Origin of the sequence: Mycoplasma sp. P36-A1, assembly GCF_049478495.1 — a bacterium.
Classification (GTDB): Bacteria; Bacillota_I; Bacilli_A; order JAJDGJ01; family JAJDGJ01; genus P36-A1.
Genome location: NZ_CP168083.1, coordinates 535,626 through 557,314, shown reverse-complemented (window position 1 = coordinate 557,314; position 21,689 = coordinate 535,626). Strand labels below are relative to the sequence as shown.

18 protein-coding genes and 1 riboswitch are annotated in these 21,689 nt (G+C 28.8%); of the genes, 1 reads left to right on the top strand and 17 read right to left on the bottom strand.

Annotation, left to right across the window (positions count from 1 at the left end; all coding sequences use genetic code 4):
* Window positions 1-78 precede the first annotated feature (78 nt).
* The 13 genes from ACD762_RS02480 to ACD762_RS02420 form a co-directional block, all read right to left on the bottom strand.
* Entirely contained in the window at window positions 79-1,506 is a 1,428-nt protein-coding gene (locus tag ACD762_RS02480; RefSeq protein ID WP_423364284.1) for a murein hydrolase activator EnvC family protein, read from the bottom strand.
* A 103-nt stretch (window positions 1,507-1,609) separates the two neighbouring features.
* The gene (locus tag ACD762_RS02475) at window positions 1,610-3,325 is read right to left on the bottom strand and encodes an ABC transporter ATP-binding protein (protein WP_423364283.1); all 1,716 of its coding nucleotides are present in this window, start codon (window positions 3,323-3,325) and stop codon (window positions 1,610-1,612) included.
* A gap of 133 nt (window positions 3,326-3,458) precedes the next feature.
* On the bottom strand, window positions 3,459-4,847 hold the full coding sequence (locus ACD762_RS02470) for an NCS2 family permease (RefSeq protein WP_423364282.1): 1,389 nt from the start codon (window positions 4,845-4,847) through the stop codon (window positions 3,459-3,461).
* 46 nt (window positions 4,848-4,893) lie between these two features.
* A riboswitch (purine riboswitch) is annotated at window positions 4,894-4,990 on the bottom strand.
* 32 nt (window positions 4,991-5,022) lie between these two features.
* Window positions 5,023-5,463: a type II 3-dehydroquinate dehydratase gene (locus ACD762_RS02465; protein WP_423364281.1), complete on the bottom strand. Its 441-nt coding sequence runs from the start codon at window positions 5,461-5,463 to the stop codon at window positions 5,023-5,025.
* Window positions 5,444-6,622: a shikimate kinase gene (locus ACD762_RS02460; RefSeq protein WP_423364280.1), complete on the bottom strand. Its 1,179-nt coding sequence runs from the start codon at window positions 6,620-6,622 to the stop codon at window positions 5,444-5,446. The genes ACD762_RS02465 and ACD762_RS02460 overlap by 20 nt, the downstream gene beginning before the upstream one ends.
* Window positions 6,623-6,672: 50 nt before the next feature.
* The gene (locus ACD762_RS02455) at window positions 6,673-7,956 is read right to left on the bottom strand and encodes a serine dehydratase subunit alpha family protein (RefSeq protein ID WP_423364279.1); all 1,284 of its coding nucleotides are present in this window, start codon (window positions 7,954-7,956) and stop codon (window positions 6,673-6,675) included.
* A gap of 41 nt (window positions 7,957-7,997) precedes the next feature.
* Window positions 7,998-8,354, bottom strand: coding sequence for a methylglyoxal synthase (locus ACD762_RS02450; protein WP_423364278.1), 357 nt, complete (start codon window positions 8,352-8,354; stop codon window positions 7,998-8,000).
* Entirely contained in the window at window positions 8,354-9,616 is a 1,263-nt protein-coding gene (tyrS, locus tag ACD762_RS02445; protein WP_423364277.1) for a tyrosine--tRNA ligase, read from the bottom strand. Before tyrS ends, ACD762_RS02450 begins: the two co-directional genes overlap by 1 nt.
* 15 nt (window positions 9,617-9,631) lie before the next feature.
* Window positions 9,632-10,624 (bottom strand): LacI family DNA-binding transcriptional regulator, encoded by a 993-nt coding sequence (locus ACD762_RS02440; RefSeq protein WP_423364276.1) that lies wholly within the window; start codon window positions 10,622-10,624, stop codon window positions 9,632-9,634.
* A 96-nt stretch (window positions 10,625-10,720) separates the two neighbouring features.
* A complete protein-coding gene (locus ACD762_RS02435; RefSeq protein WP_423364275.1) occupies window positions 10,721-11,464 on the bottom strand; it encodes a YtxH domain-containing protein in 744 nt (247 codons plus the stop codon).
* Window positions 11,465-11,484: 20 nt separating this feature from the next.
* A complete protein-coding gene (locus ACD762_RS02430; RefSeq protein ID WP_423364274.1) occupies window positions 11,485-11,778 on the bottom strand; it encodes a hypothetical protein in 294 nt (97 codons plus the stop codon).
* 104 nt (window positions 11,779-11,882) lie between these two features.
* Window positions 11,883-13,214, bottom strand: a complete 1,332-nt coding sequence (locus ACD762_RS02425) for a UDP-N-acetylmuramate--L-alanine ligase (RefSeq protein ID WP_423364273.1) — start codon at window positions 13,212-13,214, stop codon at window positions 11,883-11,885.
* A gap of 58 nt (window positions 13,215-13,272) precedes the next feature.
* Complete coding sequence (locus ACD762_RS02420) at window positions 13,273-14,301, bottom strand: hypothetical protein (RefSeq protein ID WP_423364272.1); 1,029 nt, start codon at window positions 14,299-14,301, stop codon at window positions 13,273-13,275.
* A gap of 272 nt (window positions 14,302-14,573) precedes the next feature.
* Here ACD762_RS02420 and ACD762_RS02415 point away from each other — a divergent pair, with 272 nt between their 5' ends.
* Window positions 14,574-15,419 (top strand): hypothetical protein, encoded by an 846-nt coding sequence (locus tag ACD762_RS02415; RefSeq protein ID WP_423364271.1) that lies wholly within the window; start codon window positions 14,574-14,576, stop codon window positions 15,417-15,419.
* Window positions 15,420-15,531: 112 nt separating this feature from the next.
* Here ACD762_RS02415 and ACD762_RS02410 read toward each other — a convergent pair whose 3' ends face one another.
* From ACD762_RS02410 to ACD762_RS02395, 4 genes are all read right to left on the bottom strand, one after another.
* Window positions 15,532-17,292, bottom strand: coding sequence for an NADH-dependent [FeFe] hydrogenase, group A6 (locus tag ACD762_RS02410; RefSeq protein ID WP_423364270.1), 1,761 nt, complete (start codon window positions 17,290-17,292; stop codon window positions 15,532-15,534).
* Window positions 17,293-17,303: 11 nt separating this feature from the next.
* Window positions 17,304-19,172, bottom strand: a complete 1,869-nt coding sequence (locus ACD762_RS02405) for an NADH-ubiquinone oxidoreductase-F iron-sulfur binding region domain-containing protein (RefSeq protein WP_423364269.1) — start codon at window positions 19,170-19,172, stop codon at window positions 17,304-17,306.
* A 17-nt stretch (window positions 19,173-19,189) separates the two neighbouring features.
* Entirely contained in the window at window positions 19,190-19,699 is a 510-nt protein-coding gene (locus ACD762_RS02400; protein WP_423364268.1) for an NAD(P)H-dependent oxidoreductase subunit E, read from the bottom strand.
* Window positions 19,700-20,135: 436 nt separating this feature from the next.
* On the bottom strand, window positions 20,136-21,575 hold the full coding sequence (locus ACD762_RS02395) for a nicotinate phosphoribosyltransferase (protein WP_423364267.1): 1,440 nt from the start codon (window positions 21,573-21,575) through the stop codon (window positions 20,136-20,138).
* Window positions 21,576-21,689: the final 114 nt, after the last annotated feature.

Below are 21,689 nucleotides of genomic sequence, written 5' to 3'. Positions count from 1 at the left end.
AATATTTATATTTTATTCTAGTTTTATTTATAAAAAAGAATCTGAATTTGCTCAGACTCTTTAATAGATATTATTGTTTTAGTATGATTGACCATAACTTAAACCATAATAGTTTTGTGGTTTTAATCGACATGTTCCAGAACAGTCTCCTATACCCATATAACCTAAACCAAAGTAAATATCATAATTTCTATGGAATTCTTTGACTACTTTTGATAATGATTTATTATTATGTTTGATAATTTCAATGTGTGTATGTGGTCCAGTTGAGTTTCCTGTTGAACCCATTCTACCAATTGTTTGTCCCTTACTTAAAGTTCCACTTGTTTTTACAAAGCTATTTAAATGGCCATATAAGAATGTATATGTATCATTTCCTACTTGGTGTGCTGTAACCATGTAGTTACCATATCCACCATATTCACTTGCTGCAAGTAAAACTACTCCTTTACCTGGAGAACGGACTGCAGTATTGTAATTGTTTGCAAAGTCTACTCCTGGGTGCCATCCACCACCAAAACTAGCTGGATAATACCATGAAGCGGCTGTAATAGTAGCATGTTTTACAGGTAAACCAAGTCTACTACTATTTGATGATGATCCTCCACCTGAACTAGATCCTCCACCTGAGCTTGATCCTCCACCTGAATTAGAGTTTCCTCCTGAGTTTGAATTTCCACCTGAATTTGAGCTTCCACCTGAGTTTGAATTATTATTATTATCCTTGTCACTGCTTGAGCTTGTATCATTGTTTAATTCTTTTTCTATTTGATCATTGATATTTAATTTAGCTGCTTTATTATCATAAGCTATTGATTGTTTTCTGCTTGATTCCATTTTTGCAAATAGATCTGCTTCTTTTTCTCTATATTGTTTCAACAATTCATTTTGTTGTTTATTTGCTTCATCAAGTTCTTTTTGACTAGTTTCTAAAGATTTTGTTTTTTTAGCTAACTTTGTTTTTTGACCTGTTAAATCGGTAGATAGTTCATTATTAGCACTATTTATAGCATTTATTCCATCAACTTTAGTAAAGAAATCATCTATTGTCATTGAACTCATTAAGAAATCTACTACAAAGTTTGATGTATTAACTTCTTGCATTAAAGCAATTCTATTTTTTATTTCTTTTTCAATTCTTGCAATTTCTTTTTCAACTACTTTAATATCTGACTTTGTTTTTTTAATTTGTTCTTTAGTTGTTTTAATTAAATCTTCATTTTTCTTGATAACATCTAAGAGTTTAGATATATCCCCTTTTGTTGCCTCAATTTCTTTTTTTATATCTTCTACATTATTTTTTGATTGTGAGCTAACTCCATTTAAGTATTCCTCATATGCTTGGCATGTTTTTAAGTTAGCATTGTAACTTGATCTTCTATTACACAATTCTTGATAATGTGCTTCATTACTTTTGAAGTCGATGTTAGTTTCGGCTTTTGTATCTGCAAATAATCCTAATACTAAACTCAAACTAATAAGCGTCAATATTCCCTTTAGCTTCATATACTCATCCTCCTTATTACGTACACATATTATACCATGTTTTGTAAACACTTTTTTATAATAGAGCTATTATTTTCTTAAAAAAAGACTGCATAGCAGTCTTTTATGATGTTAAACCAACATTATATAGTGCAAAATAAGCTTTTTTAAGCTCCATTAAGCTTTTATGGTTTCCTTCTTCAATTATGCCTTTATTTCCAATAACAACGATTTTATCGGCATTTTCAACTGTTGTTAGTCTATGGGCTACTATTAAACTAGTTCTATTTTCTTCTAGTTTTTCAAGTACTGCTTGTATTTCTTTTTCTGTTTTATTATCTAAAGCAGAGGTTGCCTCATCTAACACCATTAGTGTAGGGTTTTTCAAAAACACTCTTGATAGAGATAATCTCTGTCTTTGACCACCACTTAATTTTATACCTCTTTCACCTATATTACTGTTGTATTGTTCTGGTAAGCTTGCAATTACATCTGTTAATTTTGCCATTTCACAAGCATTTATAACATCTTGTTTACTTTTTCTAAAATCACCATAGATTACATTATCAAAAATACTTCCAGAAAATATATAGTTATCTTGTGTTACATAACCGATATGACTTCTTAAAGATTGAAGACTTATATTTTTAATATTAATACCATCAATTAATATTTCGCCACTATCTATTTCATAAAATCTATTTAGTAAGTTACACACTGTTGTTTTTCCTGCACCACTTGCTCCAACTAAGGCTACTTTTTCTCCTGGATTAACTATTAAATTAAAGTTTTCTAATACATAATCACTATCCTTATCATATTTGAAACTAACATTTTTAAATTCTATTTTACCTTTGATATCACTTATTACCTTGGCATCTTTATAATCTATTTGTTCTGGTTGTTCCATAACATCTAAATATCGATGATATCCTGAAGCTGCTTTATGATATTCTGTAACAAAGTTAGAAAATCTATTTATTGGTTGTTCAAATAAGTTTACATACATTATAAAAGCAGTCAGCTTTCCAACATTCATTTCATTTTGAATTACTAAATAAGCTCCATATATAATTACAACTAGATTTAAAACGCCAAAATAAGCTTTAAACGATGACATGTATGAAGCCATTATTGCATAAAAACTTTTCTTTTCATTGAAGAAACCATTATTTCCTTTATCAAATTTTTCAACTTCAAAGCTTTCATTTGTATATGATTTAACTATTCTAATTCCACTAAATGTTTCATTTATTGATGAATTTATCCTAGCTAGACTTTCTTTCATTTTTAGGTTTACATTAAAAAACTTTTTTCGTGATCTTTGATTAATAACATAAACTAGAGGTACTAGTATTAATATAATAGTTGCTAGCTTTACATTCATATTAAACATTAATGCTAATGAACCTGTCACTAGTATGACTAACATTGTTAATTCTTCTGGTCCATGATGAGCTATTTCTGATATTTCATTTAGATCTACTGTAATTCTAGACATCAAACTTCCTGTAGAATTTTCATCAAAAAACTTGATTGGCAATTTTGTAATTTTATCAAATAGTTTTTTTCGCATTTCAAATTCAATTGATACTCCAACCATATGACCATGAAGAGTTACAAAATAGGTAAATATTACTCTTAGAATATATAATCCTAACATTATTAAACCTATTTTGTAGAACAGGTTTAAATCATTATTTCCAATAGCATTATTAATTAGGTTGCTTGTTAAATTTGGTATTAGTAAATCTATGATTGAAATACATACTGCTACTACTAAAACACTTATAAACCTTTTTAATCTTGGTTTATAAAATGGTATAAATTTTTTTATCATTTTATCATCCTTTTTTTTATATTGATTATATTATATCTTATTTACTACCTTATTGTAAGTGTACTAAGTTTTAGTTTAAAGATTAACTATTTGTATTAAAAAAATCAGACTGATTAAGGTCTGATTTTATATCTTAACTTAGTGCTACTGATGCAATGTATATGATTGATACTATCGTTACATAATACATATAGGTATGCACTTCATTTTTTCTTTTAGCTGCAACCATTAATATTGTATGGAAGACAAAACCGATTGTTAAACCTAGTGCAATTGAACCTGTTAAAGGCATTAATACTATTGTTAAGAATGCTGGTATTGTTTCTTCAAAATTATTTTGCCATTGTATTGTTGAAACATTTTTAAACATAAATATTCCAATCGCTACTAATGCTGGTGCTGTTACAGCTGATGTAAATAATGACAAGAATGGGTGTAAAAATAATGATAGTAGAAATAGTATCGCTACTACTACTGCCATTAAACCTGTTCTTGCTCCTTGGACAATTCCACTTACTGATTCGATATATGTTGTGATATTTGATGTACCAAAGATTGATCCAAAAAAGCTTCCTAATGCATCTGAAACGTATATTCTTTTATTTTCAGATGTATCTATATTAAAGTTTCTCATTTCTGAAGTTGCTGCATTTAATGTTGCTGCTGTTCCAAAGAAATCTAAAAATGTAAATGTTAAGACGATTGTTATTCCACTTACAGTCATTATTTTAGGTATGTTTATAAATGCTACCCCAAATGTTTGACTCATCATTGCATTTATTGGTGTTGTTGGTAGAGCAATTAAGTTTCCTGATAAATGTGGTAAGGTTGCTGCTTGTTCTTCTGTGAAATGAATAAGTCCATTTGAATTTAGTACTCCTAACAACAATCCAACTACCATTGCAAATATCATTGAGAATATTACGGCATTTTTATTTTTCTTAGTTAATAATATTGCAAGAAATATTATCCCACAACCAGCAATTATAAAGTTGGGATCTGAGAAATCTCCTATTTTAATCATTGTTGATGGATCTGATATTATTATATGTGAATTTTTCATTCCTATAAATGCTATAAATAAACCTAATCCAACACTTCCTGCATTTTTTAATACTTCTGGTATTGCTTCTAGTATTTTAAATCTAATACCACTATATGATAAAGCAAGGAATATTACTGAAGATACTAAAACGCATGATAAAGCTTCTTGCCAAGATAGTCCTGTTCCTAATACTACTGAGTAGGCAAAAAAAGCATTCATTGACATGCAACTTGCTAGCCCAAGTGGGAATTTTGCATATAGCCCCATAATTAGTGTTGCTGTTGCTGCTCCAAATATTGTTGATGCAAACACTGCATCATGATCCATACCGGCATCTCCAAGTACACTTGGATTTACAAATATGATATATGCCATTGCTAGATAAGCTGAAATTCCACCGATTAGTTCTTTTTTAAAACTCGAACCGGATTTTGTGACACCAAAAAAGGCATCTAGTTTTTGTGTAAAACGATTCATTGATATCCTCCTATTTTTCACAAGCACTCTTTGCCTTCTGTTTTTATTATTCAGATTGATTACTCATAGTCTTCAATTTAAGGCTGAAGGTAGAAACGATTAACCATATTATAATCTATATGAGTACTTGTACACATATTATAGCATACCATAATCTTATAGAGAACACCTTTTATTATAATTTAGCATTATTATGTATTATTTTAAGTCCCTCTAAGTATCCTTTAACACCTTTATTACTTATTAGATAGTCACAGGCTTTTGCTGTTATTAATTTTGCTCTAAATTCTTCTCTATTTAAGACATCACTTAAATGAACTTCTACTTTTAAACCTTTAAAAATTAATAAAGCATCTAAAATTGCTATGCTATAGTGTGAATAAGCTCCTGGATTTATTATTAATGCATCAAAGCTATCTTTTACTAATTGATGTATGTAATCTATTATTTGGCCTTCATGATTTGATTGATAATATTCTATGTATTCTATGTTTAATGATGTTGCATAGATATCTATTTCTTCTATCATTTGATCATAAGTAATATTAGAGTAATGTTCTTGTTCTCGTTGTCCTAACATATTTAAATTAGGACCATTAATTATTGCTATTTTCATTTAATAAACTCCTTAATGATTCTTGATCTAATACTAGATTTGCATAAGACATATATAGTGGAAGTCTTTTATTATATACATTAATTAATTCTTCTTTATTTTTTAGTAATGGTCTTATTCCATCTTGATATCGTTCAAGTAATGTAACTAGATCTACATTTAAAAAGATAATAAGATAATCTTTTATTAATTGCATATTTTTATAATTTAGTATGGCTCCACCACCTAAAGCTATTAGCTTCTCATTATTTTTCACTAAGTATTCAAGTTCATTTGTTTCTAATTGTCTAAAATAACCACTTGCTATTAGCTTTGGTATTTGTTGTTGATTTCGTTTTACTATTTGTTCATCTACATCTACTCCACCAAATTCATGTACTATTGTACTTTTACCTGCTAATGGCATTCCTATTAAAGCTATTTTATCACTTTGTTCAATTAACAAGTATTGATATATCTCTTCAATTGTTGTTATATCTTTTTTTATTCCAGTCCATATTTCAAATGATGCCATTGCTTGTACTATCAACATGTACAAACCACCAATAAATTTCCTTCCACTACTCTTTGAATCGATAGCAAGTTTAGAGTTTATTGGATTATAGTTTAAATCAATTACTGCACTAAAATTTTCAATGGTTTGTTTTTCGATTGGTGATTCATATTTATTCATACCTATTGGAGTTGCATTTACTAATAGGTCTGCTTTTATATCTTTTAAAGTCTCATAGTTATACTGTTTATCATTTCTTGATATTACTATTACTTGAGATTTTTTAAAATATTCTTGCACCATTTTAGAACTACCACCACTGCCTAATATAACTACTTTTTCTACTTTTTTTACATTTAATAGTTTAACTAAGTATTCAAAACCTATTTTATCAGTATTATCTCCATAAAATTTATTATCTATATTTGTTATTGTATTACATGATTTTAGTGGTTGTGAATTTATATCAAGATATTTAAGTATTTCTTCTTTATATGGCATTGTAATATTTAATCCATTATACTGTTCTAACAGTTCTTGTGATAAATTATTAGTTTCAATTAACTCATATGTTGCTTCTATTTCATATTTTTTAATTAGGTATTCATGTATTAGCTTTGAATATGAGTAATCTAATTTTTTACCTATTAGTCCATATTTATTCATTAGTGTCTCCTTTAAAAAAAAGAGTAACTAAGAGCTACTCTTTATAATAATTAATTTTCAATTCCTGTCATGATATCTAAGATAACTGCATCTGTTTCTTTCATTCCAACTTTTCCTAGAATACCAACATTTTTAATAGTATGTTCTATATCATCTTCTACTATTCCACAACCGTGTGTAAACACTAAATTATCTTTTGCAAGATTAACTGCTTGGAATGCTGCATCTAAGGCTGATGATATTTTTGATGGACAACTTTCTTTAGCACCATCGCAAATTATTCCTGATACATTTCCTAAAACGTTTGTTATTGCTTTTTTGATTTGTTCTCTACTTCCACCATCTAAGTACATAATTCCGGCTGCTGAACCACTTGCTGCTACAACAGCACCACAATAACAAGATAATCTAGTTATTCCTGTTTTAACATGTATTGTTATTAGATTTGATAATAATAAAGCTTTCATCATTTTAGCATGATCATAGCCATTTTCTTTGGCATATACTATTACTGGTATTGAACAAGTCATTCCTTGATTACCACTACCTGAATTAGTAACAACTGGCATTGTTGATCCTGCCATACGTGCATCTGATCCGGCTGCTGTCATAGCTTTAACTTTAGTCTCAATATTATTATCACCATATTTTATTAAAGTTTTACCTACAGAAACACCATAATCATTAGTAAGTCCTTCTTCTCCAATTGCTATGTTGTTTGCCATTTGTAACTCTAATAAATCTTTGTAATCATCATATTTTGCGATTTCTACAAAATCTAATATTTGATCAACTGTTAATATTGATCTGTCAGTCATACTTGAAGCAAAGGCTGCATCATCTACATCTTGTTTTACAATGTCTTTACCATTTAAGGTAATTCTAACTACATTTGTATGCATATGTTTGATTTCAACTTCAACATTATTTGTTCCATCACTAGCACTTATTATCATATGTAATGTAGTAGGAGTATCTAATTTTTCAACATTAATTAGTCCTGTATTCATTAATTCATTTACTTCTTTGATATTTTCTTCTGTCATTTTTGATAGTACTTCTAATCCTAAATCTGGTTCTCCACCAACTAAACCAGCTAACATACTTGCTTGCATACCTTTTAATCCACCTGTGTTTGGTACTACAACGCTTTTAGCATTTTTAATAATATTTCCACTTGATTTTATTGTCATTTCAGTTGGAAAAGATTCTAAATACTTTCTTGCAAGAGCTGCTCCAAAGGCTACTGCGATTGGTTCTGTACAGCCTAATGCAGGAACAAGTTCCTCTTTTAAAATTTGTAAATAAGCATTATAATTCTCTTGTTTAAACATACTAATTTCTCCCCTTATATAATATATTTTTAAGTACTTACTTATTCTTTAATAAGTAATCTTGCACTTGCTATATTGGTAGCAAGTGGTACATTGTACACATCACAAAGTCTTAATAATGCACCAATATCTGGTTCATGTGGTTGGGCTGTCAATGGATCTCTGAAGAAAAATACTTTATCGATTTTTCCATCTGCTACCATTGCACCGATCTGTTGATCGCCACCCTTAGGTCCACTTTTCATTAAGTTTACTATTAAATCTGTATGCTCCATTACTCTGGTTCCTGATGTTCCTGTTGCATATAGTTCATGATGTTTTAATACTTCTTCAAATTCTTTACAAAATAGGATTAGGTCATTTTTCTTTTGATCGTGCGCTATCAAAGCTATTCTCACTAGCACCAACTCACTTTCGTATATGTTTTTTTACCTCTTCTTACTATTGTAACTCTTTCATCAAAGGCATCCTCTTTTTTTACATTAAATTCTACATCATTAACTTTGATACCATTAATTGTAATTGAGTTATTTGTAACAAATTCTCTAGCTTCTCTTTTTGATTTAACGATTTCATTTTGTACTAAGAAATCGATTATATTTAGTTCAATAATTTTTTCAAGTTGTTTATTAGGTACTTGATCAAATGAACTTTCAATTGTTTTAATATCTAAATTAGAAATATCTCCTGAAAATAGTGCTTTTGATATTTCTATTGCTTTATCATAATCTTCTTGTGAATGAATCATTATAGTAACTTCTTTTGCAAGTGCTTTTTGAGCAGCTCTTTCATGTGGTTTTTCTTCTACTTGTTTTGCTAAGTCAGTTATTTCTTCTTCACTTAAGAATGTAAATACTTTTAAATAATGTACAACATCAGCGTCTGCACTATTTAGGAAAAATTGGTATAACTCATATGGTGATGTTTTTTCTCTATCTAACCAGATTGCTCCACCGGCTGTTTTACCAAATTTTGTTCCATCACTTTTAGTTATTAGTGGCATTGTAATACCGCAAACTTGAGCTTCTGGTCTTTTCTTTCTTATTAAATCAGTTCCAGCTGTAATATTACCCCATTGGTCTGAACCACCAATTTGTATTTGTACTTTATGATTATCATACATTGTTAACCAGTCAATTGATTGTAATATTTGGTATGAAAATTCAGTAAATGAAATACCTGAATCTAATCTATTTGCTACTATATCTTTTGCTAGCATTGTATTAACATTAAAGAATTTTCCATAGTCTCTTAAAAAATCTAATAATGAAATTTTTTCAATCCAATCTTTATTATTTAGTAATAAGTAGTCGTCTTTATTAGCAATTTTAAAAATATGTTCTACTTGTTTTCTAATTTTTTCAACATTTTGATCTATTGTAACTGTATCAAGTAAAACTCTTTCTGAGTTACGACCACTTGGATCTCCTATTTGTCCTGTTCCTCCGCCCATTAGTGGTACAGGTATATGTCCATAATTCATGAATCTTTTTAATAATAGTATTGGTAATAGGTGCCCAATATGCATTGAGTCTGCGGTTGGATCAACACCTACATAAATTTTAGTTTGATTTTTTAAAATACTCTCTAATTTATCTTGGTCTGTAACTTGGTTTATTAAGCCACGCCATTTCAGTTCTGCTATAATATCTTGGTACATTTTATTCCTTCTTTCTTACTTTGTACTTTCTCTTTTAATTAGGTAACAATCTAATTCATGATTAGCTGATGTTACTTCTTCATTATTTAATAATTTGGTCATATGTCTAGCTGCTATTGCTCCCATTTCATATAATGGTACATGTATTGTTGACAATTGTGGTCTTGACATTCTACTATATTTGGTATTATTGAAACCAATTATTTCTAGATCATCTGGAATAACTTTATTTAAGTCTAAGGCAGCATTCATTGCTGCTATTGCTAAAGAATCTCTAGCTCCTAAATATAAATCTACTTCATTTTCTTGCATATGTTTTTTAAGTTGTTCATATGATTTTGAAAATGAATCACTTACTTTTAAGTGTCCTTTAAATCTAAGCCCTTTATCTTTATATGCTCTTTTTATTCCTGTAAGCATATCGGAAACTATAAATCTATTATAATCACCATCGATAAAATAAATTTTGTCTTTTCCTTTATCTAAGTAATCTTTTACACTTTCATAACACACTTTTTCATAATCGACATAAACACTTGTTCTTAGTGGACCATTTATTGTTGTTCCAACTATAGTTACAGGGATATTATATTTTGAAAACTGGTCTAATGCTTTTGTAGTTAACTCACTACTTAATATTATCACTCCATCAGTTCTGCTTGATACAACTCTATCAACTATTTTATCAATCTCAAATTGACCAAAATTAGTTGAGTGTAAAATTACATTATAATTATATATATAAACTACATCTACTACTCCATTAATAATTTTTGAAATATAAGAAAAACTTGCTTCAGGAACTATTAAAGCAATGTTAGTTGTTTTATTTGATGCAAGTCCTTGAGCTACAGCATTTGGAACAAAGTTAAGTTCTTTTATTGCTTCTAAGACTCTTTCTTTGGTTGCTTGCTTAACAGAAGCACTATTGTTTATCACTCGACTTACTGTGGCTAAAGAGACATCTGCTTTCTTTGCGACATCGTAAATTGTTACTTTATTAGACATAATACACCTCTTTTCAATTATTCTAACAAAAAATATTTTATTATCTCTAATTATACTAAAAAAACCGACTTATTTAAAGCCGGTCACAGGATATATTTATTTATTTACTTCTTTATTAACTTTTGATACTCTTTCTCTTACTTTTTCATCTATATTTTCATTATTATCAGTAGAATTAGCTTCATCAATTATTTTTTTAATATCATCTTGACTAGCATCTCTAGTAATTTTTTCTGTTTCATCTTTTAATTCATTAACTCGATCATTTACATTTTTTTCTAAATAATCTACTGTTGAATCTACATTACCTAATATTTCATCTCTTTTTGCTGCAGCTATTTCACTTGCTTTTGAAAGACTAGCAGATGTTTTATCATAAAAATCTGAACTTTTTTCTTTTGCTTCTTTAGCAAATTCATTTGCTTTATTCATAAATTCATCTTTTTTTGTTTTTGCCTGTTTTGCTAAATCATTATTATCAAAAAAGTTAATAACTTCAATTGCTCCATTTTCTAAACTTGTTACAGCATTGTCTAAAGTAGGTTTAATATTCTCATTTTTTTGTAGTTTATCAACTAAATTGTTAAGATTGCTTTTAATTTTTTCAGCTTGATCATTTACTATTTCTTTTGATTTTGTAGAATCTAGTTTAGATAGCTCTATTCTTAAATCTTCAACGTTATTTTTTAAATCGTCTATATTTAATTCTTTTGCTTGTAAATATATATTATTTAATTTTCTTTTTAATTCTTCGTATGATTCGCTTCCTTTTTTTGGTGATAATAGTATTCCTGCAACTATTCCAGCACCAAGTCCAATAATGGCTCCTTTTGCTTTCATTTTTACATCCCCTTCATTTTTTATTTTTGTCTATCTCTTTTTTTCTTATTTGCGCGCGCTCTTGCTGCTGAAACCGCTACTCCACTAAGCATGTTTCCAACACCAGTATATGATGCTTCAAAGTTAGCAATTCCATCAAATATTGGATCAAATATCGCAACTTTCTCCTGCACATCATCAACCATTGTATTTGCTTTTTTTATTGTTTGTACCATTTGATATAATAGAACACTTATCATTATTAGTACTCCAATTCCTGCTAATGGTAATAAAATTTTTATTAGTGCAAATGAAATTCCATTCCAAATTTCCATTTTAAACTCCCTTTCGTTCACAATATATTTAAATTATAACAAACACATCTTTATCATTCAATTAATAAGCTATGTCCATACTTTAAATGTATTATCTTTTTTGTTTAATGTTTTGTAATTGCTATCACTTGATCTCTAAAGTCATAGACATTTTTGCTTGACATGAATAAGAAAATACAGTTTCGATAATCCTTAAATCTTTCAACACTGTCTTTACTTTCATCAATTATAACACCTTTATTCATTTTTTCTAAGACATAATTCATGTTTATATCAATACCTTCTTCTTTTGCAGAGGTACTTGGAAACTCAAATAAATAAGCTTCATCACTTAAATCTAAAGCTTTGGCAATTTCATCACCAAATTGATAAATTCTTGAATATCTATCTGGTTTAAAAAATGAAATTACTCTTTTGAAAGGGTATCTTATTTTTACTGTTTCAATCATTAGTTTTATTGCTGTTGGATGATGAGCATAGTCATCAACAAATATATTAGTATTTTGTTCTATGACATCAAATCTTCTAGCAACACCTTTATACAAGTTTAATTGTTCTTCCATTTTTTTATAATCTTGTTCATCTGTTCTTAATACATAAATTGCAATTGCTGCTAAAGCATTACTCATCATGTGATGTCCAAATAAATTTAAATTAAATGTATAAACATATTCTTTATTAGCTCTTTTATAATCAGTGTAGAGATCAAACTTAATTCCTTGTTGATTTAATACTACATTTTTAGCTTGAAAGTTATTATTATCATTTTCTCCAAAGTAGTAATAATTATCTTTTTTAGGTATTTCTAAAACGTTTTTGTCATCACCATTTAACACTACATATTTCTTTGCTTGTGATGCAAATTGTGCAAATGAATCTATGTATTGTTTCATACTATGAAAGTAATCAACATGATCTAACTCAATATTGTTTATTAAAGCAATATCAGGTGTATAGTTTAAAAAATTGTCTTTATATTCACAGCTTTCTACCACAAAGTTTTCTGAATCTTTTGTAATTTCTCCATGACCATCTCCTATTAGATAGCCTGTTGAACCATTTGCTGATAAGATACTACTTACCAAACCTGTTGTTGTTGTTTTACCATGTGTACCTGCAATTGATACAGAATAATATTCATTTATTAATTTTTGTAGCATTTCCATGTAAGTATGCATTTCTAAATTCATTTCTTTTGCTTTTTTTACTTCACTAAAATCATTATCAAAGGCATTACCTTTAATTACTATCATACCATCTTTTAAATTATCTTCACTAAATGGTAATATTTCAACACCTCTTGCTCTTAGTCGATCTTCTAAAAATATATGTTGGTCTATATCACTTCCACTAACTTCATATCCTAAATCTAATAAAATATTTGCTAGTGATGCCATTCCACTACCTTTTATACCAATAAAATAATAATGCTTCATTATTGCTCGTCCTTTCAAATTCTTTGTTTATTTATACAAAAAATAAGTCGTTACCGACTTATTCAATAATATCATCACTATATACTAATTCTATTTCTCCAGTAGAATCTTCTATAATTGTGAAACCGGTAGTTACATGTAAAGGTGATTTTTCTTCATCTTTTACTTTTTTATTGTCTACAGTGTTTTTGCTTTTTGCCTTTAATACTTCTAGTTCTTCATGTAATGATTCTTTATTAGTAGATTCATCTACATTATTTTTCGTCTTTTTAGTTTTTTTAGTAACTTTTTCAATACCTTTATCTTCAACAACTTCTTCTATTTTTTCTTCTAGTTCAGTTGATTCTTCTAAATCAGTAACTTTGTAATTTTCTCTTAATTTAATTATACCCGTTTTAGGTGGCTTACTTTCACTTTTTGTAAGTACTTCATTATTAGCTTTTTTAGTGACACCACTCATCGGTTTAATTATATCCATAAGCTTAAAGTTTTCTTTTGTTACTAACTCAGATACATCTCTAGGTATAAATCCTGCTGATTTAATTTTTTTGGTTGCTTCTGGTTTTTTTACGACAGCTTTTTTATCAGCATTGGATGTCTTATCATTGCTTTTAACTTCTACTTGTTTTTTTTGTGGAGCTGTTTTAGTATTTGCAGGTTTTGCTTGTTTAGTAGGTTTAGCTACTGGTGGTACATAACTTGCTGGTTTACTTTCAGGTATGATTGACTGATTATATGCTAATTCAATTTCTTGTGTAAAATTATCAGTGCTTTTTGTGATTTTGTCTTCTACACTATCACTTTTAATATTATGCGAAACTATATTAGGAACATTGTTCACAATGTTTTTTTCATTACTATATCTTGATCCATTATTAATGTTGTTTTTATTTTGTTGATGATGTGTAGTATTATTCTCTACATTTATTTCACGCATTTTCATTGTATTATCTGGCGCGCTATTGTTAGCATTATATGGAGAATATTTTTCATTTGATGATTCGTTTTGACTATGGTGTACATCTTCTGTGTCGAAATCTAATTCTGAATCATCTACTGAAAATAATTTTTTGATTGTCTTTAACATCTTTAATACACTCCCTTAATTTATATATGCTCTCATTATATCATAAAACATACTTTATAATAGTGGTTTTTTATAAAGAATTAATTTTATATGTACTATGTAAACAATCAGTTAAGTACTTTATACTACAATTAGATATAACTTCTAGTATCTATTTTAATATTTCTATAAATATTGTTTTTTATTTTTTAAGATTCACATGTGTGTTTTAATAGTTAAATCACACAAGTTTAATAAATGATTGCTATATTGATATCACAGGAGTGATCAACATGAAATTGCTTATTAGAAAATATTTTGTTTTATTATTACTAACAGTTATTATAAGTGGCTGTAGTACTAAAAACAAAACAACAACTGATTATATTAATGATAAATTTAATACTAATACTTCTTTTATTATGGTTGTTAACAGTGCTAATTGTTCTACTTGTAATAATTTTATAGAAATACAAAAGGCCGCAAAATTATATTATTCTCATTTAGATTTTGAAACTGTTAATTTATATCAAATCAATGATGCAAATGAAAGAAATGAGTTTATAGATCGTTTTAGTTTAGAAAATATTAACTATCTAGATAATGGTAAATTGTTCTTTATAAAAAATGGAGCTATTGTATATACAAGTGATATTTCTAAAGTAGATACTATTGATACTTTTAAGACTTTAGTTGATGAATATATTTATGATAATAATTACTCTCCTTCAAACAAAGATAAAAAGGATAGTGAAAAATACTCATATGAAAATGATTTAGAAAATAATTTAGATGCTACTGATGAATTAATAAGTTATAAAATTCAACACAAAGAAAGATTTGTAGTCTTTCTTATTAGTGATGATTGTAATAACTATTGTGATTTAATTGTAGATAATATTGTTAGCTTTGCAGCTAAGTCTCAAGAAATTCCAATTTTAATTTACAAAACTACAGAATCAAGTAGTTACAATAAAGAATATCAAAAGAAGTGGCATGAACAATATCCTAATAAGACTATCTTATTTTTTGAAAATGGAAAGGTTATAGAAACATCAGGTGATTTTACTATTATATCAAAATCATTAAAATCATTTTCAGATACTATTCATGATGTATATGATAAATACTTAAATTAATAGTTTACTTTATAGGTGATGTATTTACATTGCCTTTTTTATTATTAAAACAATATAAAAAGCTCATAAATTATAATAGGAAATAACCTATTAATTTATGAGCTTTAATTATTTATTTTATAATTTTTTTATTAGGATCTCTGCTAATGAAATGTGTGTGTAGTAATTCATGAGCTTTATGACTACCTGGTTTATCTAAAAAGTCTTCGTATAATTTAATTATATCTGGATTTTTATGTGATTCTCTAATTGTTTTATCTGAATCAATTTGATAAGTAGCTTGCATACGTTTTTCGATAACTTCTAAGTTACCATGAGTGTATGGTTGTCCACCACCAGCAATACAACCACCAGGACATGCCATGATTTCTATTACATCATATTCATTTTCACCTGAATCTATTTTTTCAAGTAATTTACGAGCATTACCTAATCCACTTGCAGCAGCAACTTTTAACTCAGTTCCTGCAACAGTTAGTTTAGCTTCTTTGATACCATCTAATCCTCTTACTATATTATAGTCTAAAGTCTTTGGTTCTTCATCTTCTAACCATGCAGCTGCAGTTCTTAAGGCAGCTTCTAATACACCACCTGTTGTTCCAAATATTTGAGCAGCACCTGTAGATTGTCCTAATGGATTATCAAAGTCTGAATCTTCTAATTCCATAAATTTTAGACCTGCTTCTTGACACATAGCAGCAAATTCTCTTGTTGTAAGTACTAAATCAACATCACTTGTTCCTTCAGCACCTAATTCTGGTCTTGCAGCTTCATATTTTTTAGCAACACAAGGCATTATTGAGACAACCACGATATTTTCTGGTTTAATTCCCATTTTGTCAGCAAAGTATGTTTTAGTAATTGCACCAAACATTTCATGTGGTGATTTACATGTAGAAGGTATATCAGTTAAATTTGGAAATTGATATTCAATGAAGTTGATCCAAGCAGGACAACAAGAAGTTAATATTGGTAACTGTCCTTCGCCATTCAATCTTGAAATTATTTCATTTGCTTCTTCCATAATTGTTAAATCGGCAGCCCAGTTTGTATCAAAGACAAAATCAAATCCTGTTCTTCTTAAAGCTGTTACCATTTTACCTGTTGAAATAGTACCTGGCTCTGCACCAAACTCTTCAGCAATTGCAACTCTAACAGCTGGAGCTGTTTGGACTACTACTACTTTTTCTGGATCATTTATAGCATCCCATACATTATTAACATTATTTATTTCAGTTAAGGCAGCTGTTGGACAAACTGTTACACATTGACCACAAAATGTACATGGTGTATCTTGTAAAGAGTTTCCAAAAGCTGGTGATATTATTGTTTCAAAACCACGATGGATTGCTGAATACACATTTACTGTTTGCATTTCAGAACAAGCTGTTTCACAACGACGACATAATATACATTTGTCTAAGTCTTTAACAATCGATTTTGAAGTTGCATCAACACCAAAATGGTTTTGTTTCCCTTGATATCTATTTTCTCTTATATTTAATAATTGAGCAAGATCTTGTAACTCACAGTTAGTACTTCTTGCACAGTATAGACAATCTTGTGGATGATCTGACAACATTAATTCTACTACTGTACGACGAGCATTTATTGCTTGTTTTGAATCTATATCAATATCCATTCCTTCAGAAACTGTTTGATCACATGCTGGAAGTAATACTGAGTTCCAGTTAGGTCTTTTTACATCGACCATACAAACACGACAAGACACAGGATGATTATTTAATCCTTGTTCATGTAGGTTTAAGTGACAAAGTGTTGGAATATGGAATCCGTTTTCTTCTGCTGCCATTAAGATAGTATCACCTTCATTGGCTTGTATTTTTTTACCGTTTATTGTAATGTTTACCATAATTTTGCCTCCTATTTAACAACAATCGCATTTACTGGACATGCAGTAACACATGCCTTACATTTAATACATTCTGCCTGATCAATCACATGTAATTCTTTTACTTTTCCATCAATGCAATCTACCGGACAAACTCTACTACATTTTGTACAACCAATACATTTGTCTGTAATAACGACTTTTAATAAATCTTTACATACACCAGCTGGACATTCTTTATCATCTATATGAGCTAAATATTCATCATAGAAATAATTTAAAGTTGATACTACTGGATTGGCTGCTGTTTTACCTAAACCACAAAGTGAAGCTGAAGTTATTATTTCAGAAAGTTCTTTTAGTTTAGTAATATGTTGTCTTGTTCCTTTACCTTTAGTAATATCATCAAGTAATTCTAATAATCTAGTTGTTCCAATACGACAAGGAGTACATTTACCACAAGATTCTTCACAAGTAAAATCAAGGTAGAACTGTGCAATGTTTACCATACAATTTGTTTCATCAAGAACTATCATACCTCCTGAACCCATCATTGAACCAATTTCAACTAATGATTCATAATCAATTGGAGTATCTAAATAATCTGCTGGTATTACACCACCAGATGGTCCACCAGTTTGTACTGCTTTAAATTTATGGTTATTAGGAATTCCACCACCGATTTCAAACACTAATTCTCTAAGTGTAGTACCCATTTCTACTTCTACTAAACCTATATTATTTACTTTTCCACCTAAAGCAAATACTTTAGTACCTTTAGATTTTTCAGTACCTATATTAGAAAACCACTCTGCACCATTATTAAATATAATTGGAATATTTGCTAATGTTTCAACATTATTTGTACATGTCGGTTTTCCCCATAGCCCTTTTTCTGAAGGAAAGACAGTTTTTGAAAATGGTTCTCCACGATCACCTTCAATAGATTTCATTAAAGCTGTTTCTTCTCCACATACAAATGCACCAGCACCATATTTGATTTCAATATCAAAGCTAAAATCTGAACCTAAGATATTTTGTCCTAGCAAACCATATTCCTTAGCTTGTTCTAAAGCTATTTCAAGTCTAGAAATAGCTAAAGGATATTCTGCTCTTATGTAAACAAAACCTTTATTAGCACCTATAGCAAATCCTGCAATAGCCATTGCTTCAATTACTGAATGTGGATCACCTTCAAGTAATGAACGGTCCATAAAGGCACCTGGATCACCTTCATCTGCATTACAGATTACATATTTTTGATCTCCAATAGCTTTTCTTGTAGCATCCCATTTAATACCAGTTGGGAAACCAGCTCCACCACGGCCTCTTAAACCAGAATCAATCATGACTTTAACTGTAGCAGCAGGATCATTTTGTGCAATTTGATTTGCAAGTGCCATATAACCATCAGCTGCAATATATTCATCAATTATTTCTGGATCAATTATTCCACAATTACGTAGTGCAATACGCATTTGTTTTTTATAAAATGACATCTCATGCATTGTTGATACTTTTTCTTGAATAGTAGGTTCAAAGAATAATAAGTCTTCAACTGGTTTTCCATTAATAATATGTTCTTCAACTATTCTTTTTGCATCTTTTGGTTTAACTTTTACATAAAACACATCATCTGGATATACTTTTATAATTGGACCTTCAGCACAAAATCCAAAACAACCTGTTGATTTTGCTTCAACATTTGTTATATTATTTTTCGCAAGTTCTTCAATTAAATCTTCTAATAATTCTTTAGATTCTGCAGAGTGACATCCTGTCCCACCACAAACCATTAATACTTTATCTTCTCCAATACATGCTTCTGCTTTACGCAAAGCTAATAGTGGAAGTTTTTCTTCTCTTAATTGTTTCAATTGTTCAATAGAATTAATTTTCATTTTCTTACCTCCGCTGCTTAAGCTGTAGCTTGTTCTACTAAGTAATCAGCTAATATATTTTTTACATCCTCAGACTGTACATGTCCATAAACTTTTTCATTTATTAAAACTACAGGAGCTAGTCCGCAGGCTCCGACACATCTTACACCTGAAAGTGTAAACTTCATATCTTCTGAAGTAGTACCAGATTTAATATTTAGTTCAGCTTCAAATGATTCCATAACTTTATCTGCGCCTTTTACAAAACATCCAGTCCCCATACATACTTGTATAATGAATTCTCCCCTTGGCTCATCTGTAAAGTATGAATAAAAGCTAATTACTCCATACACCTTAGCAATAGGTACATCTAACTTTTGTGCTACATGAATTTGTACATCTTTAGGTAAATATCCAAAGATGTGTTGTGCTTTATGTAATACCATTATTAGTGATGACTCATCAGTACTATTGCTACTTACAATAAACTGATCAAGTTCTTCGAACATTGGTTTATGTTCTTGATTATCTGTACATTTACAACTCATTTGCATTTCCTCCATATATCTTAATTTAATGACTTGCATCACTCTTATTTTAAACAATAATTAGGATAAAAACAACGTTGCATTTCCTTAGATATACACAACAAAAGTGTTTACTTAGTGCTTTTTTACTATTTGTTTATTTCAGTTATAATCTAGGACTAAAAATTATCAGTTGTGAATAAAGTATCATATAGTTGAAATGTGCTACTAAAAGACTGTATATATCACGTTTTTTGTAGTTATTTATATTATATATCCATTAAAAGTAATTATAATTATTTTAAATAAGCATATGAAAAAATTCACATGAAAAAATACACACTTTTTATGACATCATTACTATTTTAAACTTTAAATAGCTTAATAATCTTGATAATATATATAAAAAATAAGAGATTTCTCTCTTATTTTTTAAAATTCATTTTCAACTATTTTTTTACTTTTCTTTTTTATTTCCATATTTGCTAATTAATCTTTGTTTATTCTCATAACATTTTTGAGATAAATCAACATAATATCTTGCTGGATTTCGATATCTTTTATGTTCATCCCAAAGTAGATCAAGTGACTTGTAACAATAATCTTTAATTTCATTTATATGTGGTAATTCATAGTTAATTTTTCCATCAATATATAAATCTATATGTATATCTTTCAAGCAATAATTATGAATTGTTTTATAGATAAGTGGATTTGATTGTTCAAACATTATTAAAGGTTTCTTTTCATCTACCTTTTCATTTGCCAGAATGATATAATCACCTTCTGATTTATTAGAAAGTTTATTAATAACTCTAAACACTTTCTTTTTACCTGGTGTTGTTATCTTCTCAATTGAGCCACTAATTTTTATAACATCTACCATTCCCTGATCTTCTTCAACAGCTACTAATTTGTATACTGCTCCTAAAGCTGGTTGTGAATAAGCAGTAATAAGCTTTGTTCCAATACCATAATTATCTATTTTAGAACCTTCTAGTAACAATGAAGCAATTGTATCTTCATCTAAATCATTACTTACTGTTATTTTAGTATTCTTAAATCCTGCTTCATCTAATATTTTTCTAGCTTCTTTAGATTGGTATGCAAGATCGCCACTATCTATTCTTATTGCACTAAAAACATTTTTATTTGGATCAAATGTCTTTGCTACTTCGATAGCATTAGGCAATCCACTTTTTAATGTATCATATGTATCTACTAAAAAAGTACAGTCTTTGTGTGATTCTGCATATTTTTTAAAAGCAACTTTTTCATCTTGATACACTTGAACAAATGAGTGAGAATGTGTCCCAACTATCTTCAATCCAAACTTTTCTCCGGCAATTACTAAACTTGTTCCATCAAAACCACCGATAATAGTAGCACGTGCTCCCCATAAAGCAGCATCTAATTCTTGCGCTCTTCTTGCTCCAAATTCAAATAGACCTTCTGTTTTAGCTAAATTTCTAATTCTACTAGCTTTAGTAGCAATTAAAGTTTGAAAGTTTATAATGTTTAATATTGCTGTTTCTAGTAATTGAGCTTCAATTAAATTTGCTTCCACTATCAATAGTGGTTCATTAGCAAATACTATTTCTCCTTCTTGACATACTCTTATATTACCTGTGAATTTCATATTTTTAAGATATGCTAAAAAATCTTCTGAGTATATTTTTAATTCTCTTAAATATTCAATATCTTCTTCAGTAAACTTAAATCTATTAATATAATCAACAATTCTTTCAACACCTGCAAAAACAGCATATCCATTATTGAAAGGATTTTTTCTGAAATAAGCTTCAAAAACGGCCTTTTTTTCATGCTTATTATCATTGAAATAAGCATAAGCCATATTAATTTGATATAAATCTGTGTGTAATGCTAAGGACTCCATTATTATAATCTCCTTTTTCCTAATTATAAGGTAATTTTAGCATAATATAGCTAATTTTGCTAAAGAATAATTAAACTCTTATCTTGTAGAATAAATGACAATTTACATTTATTT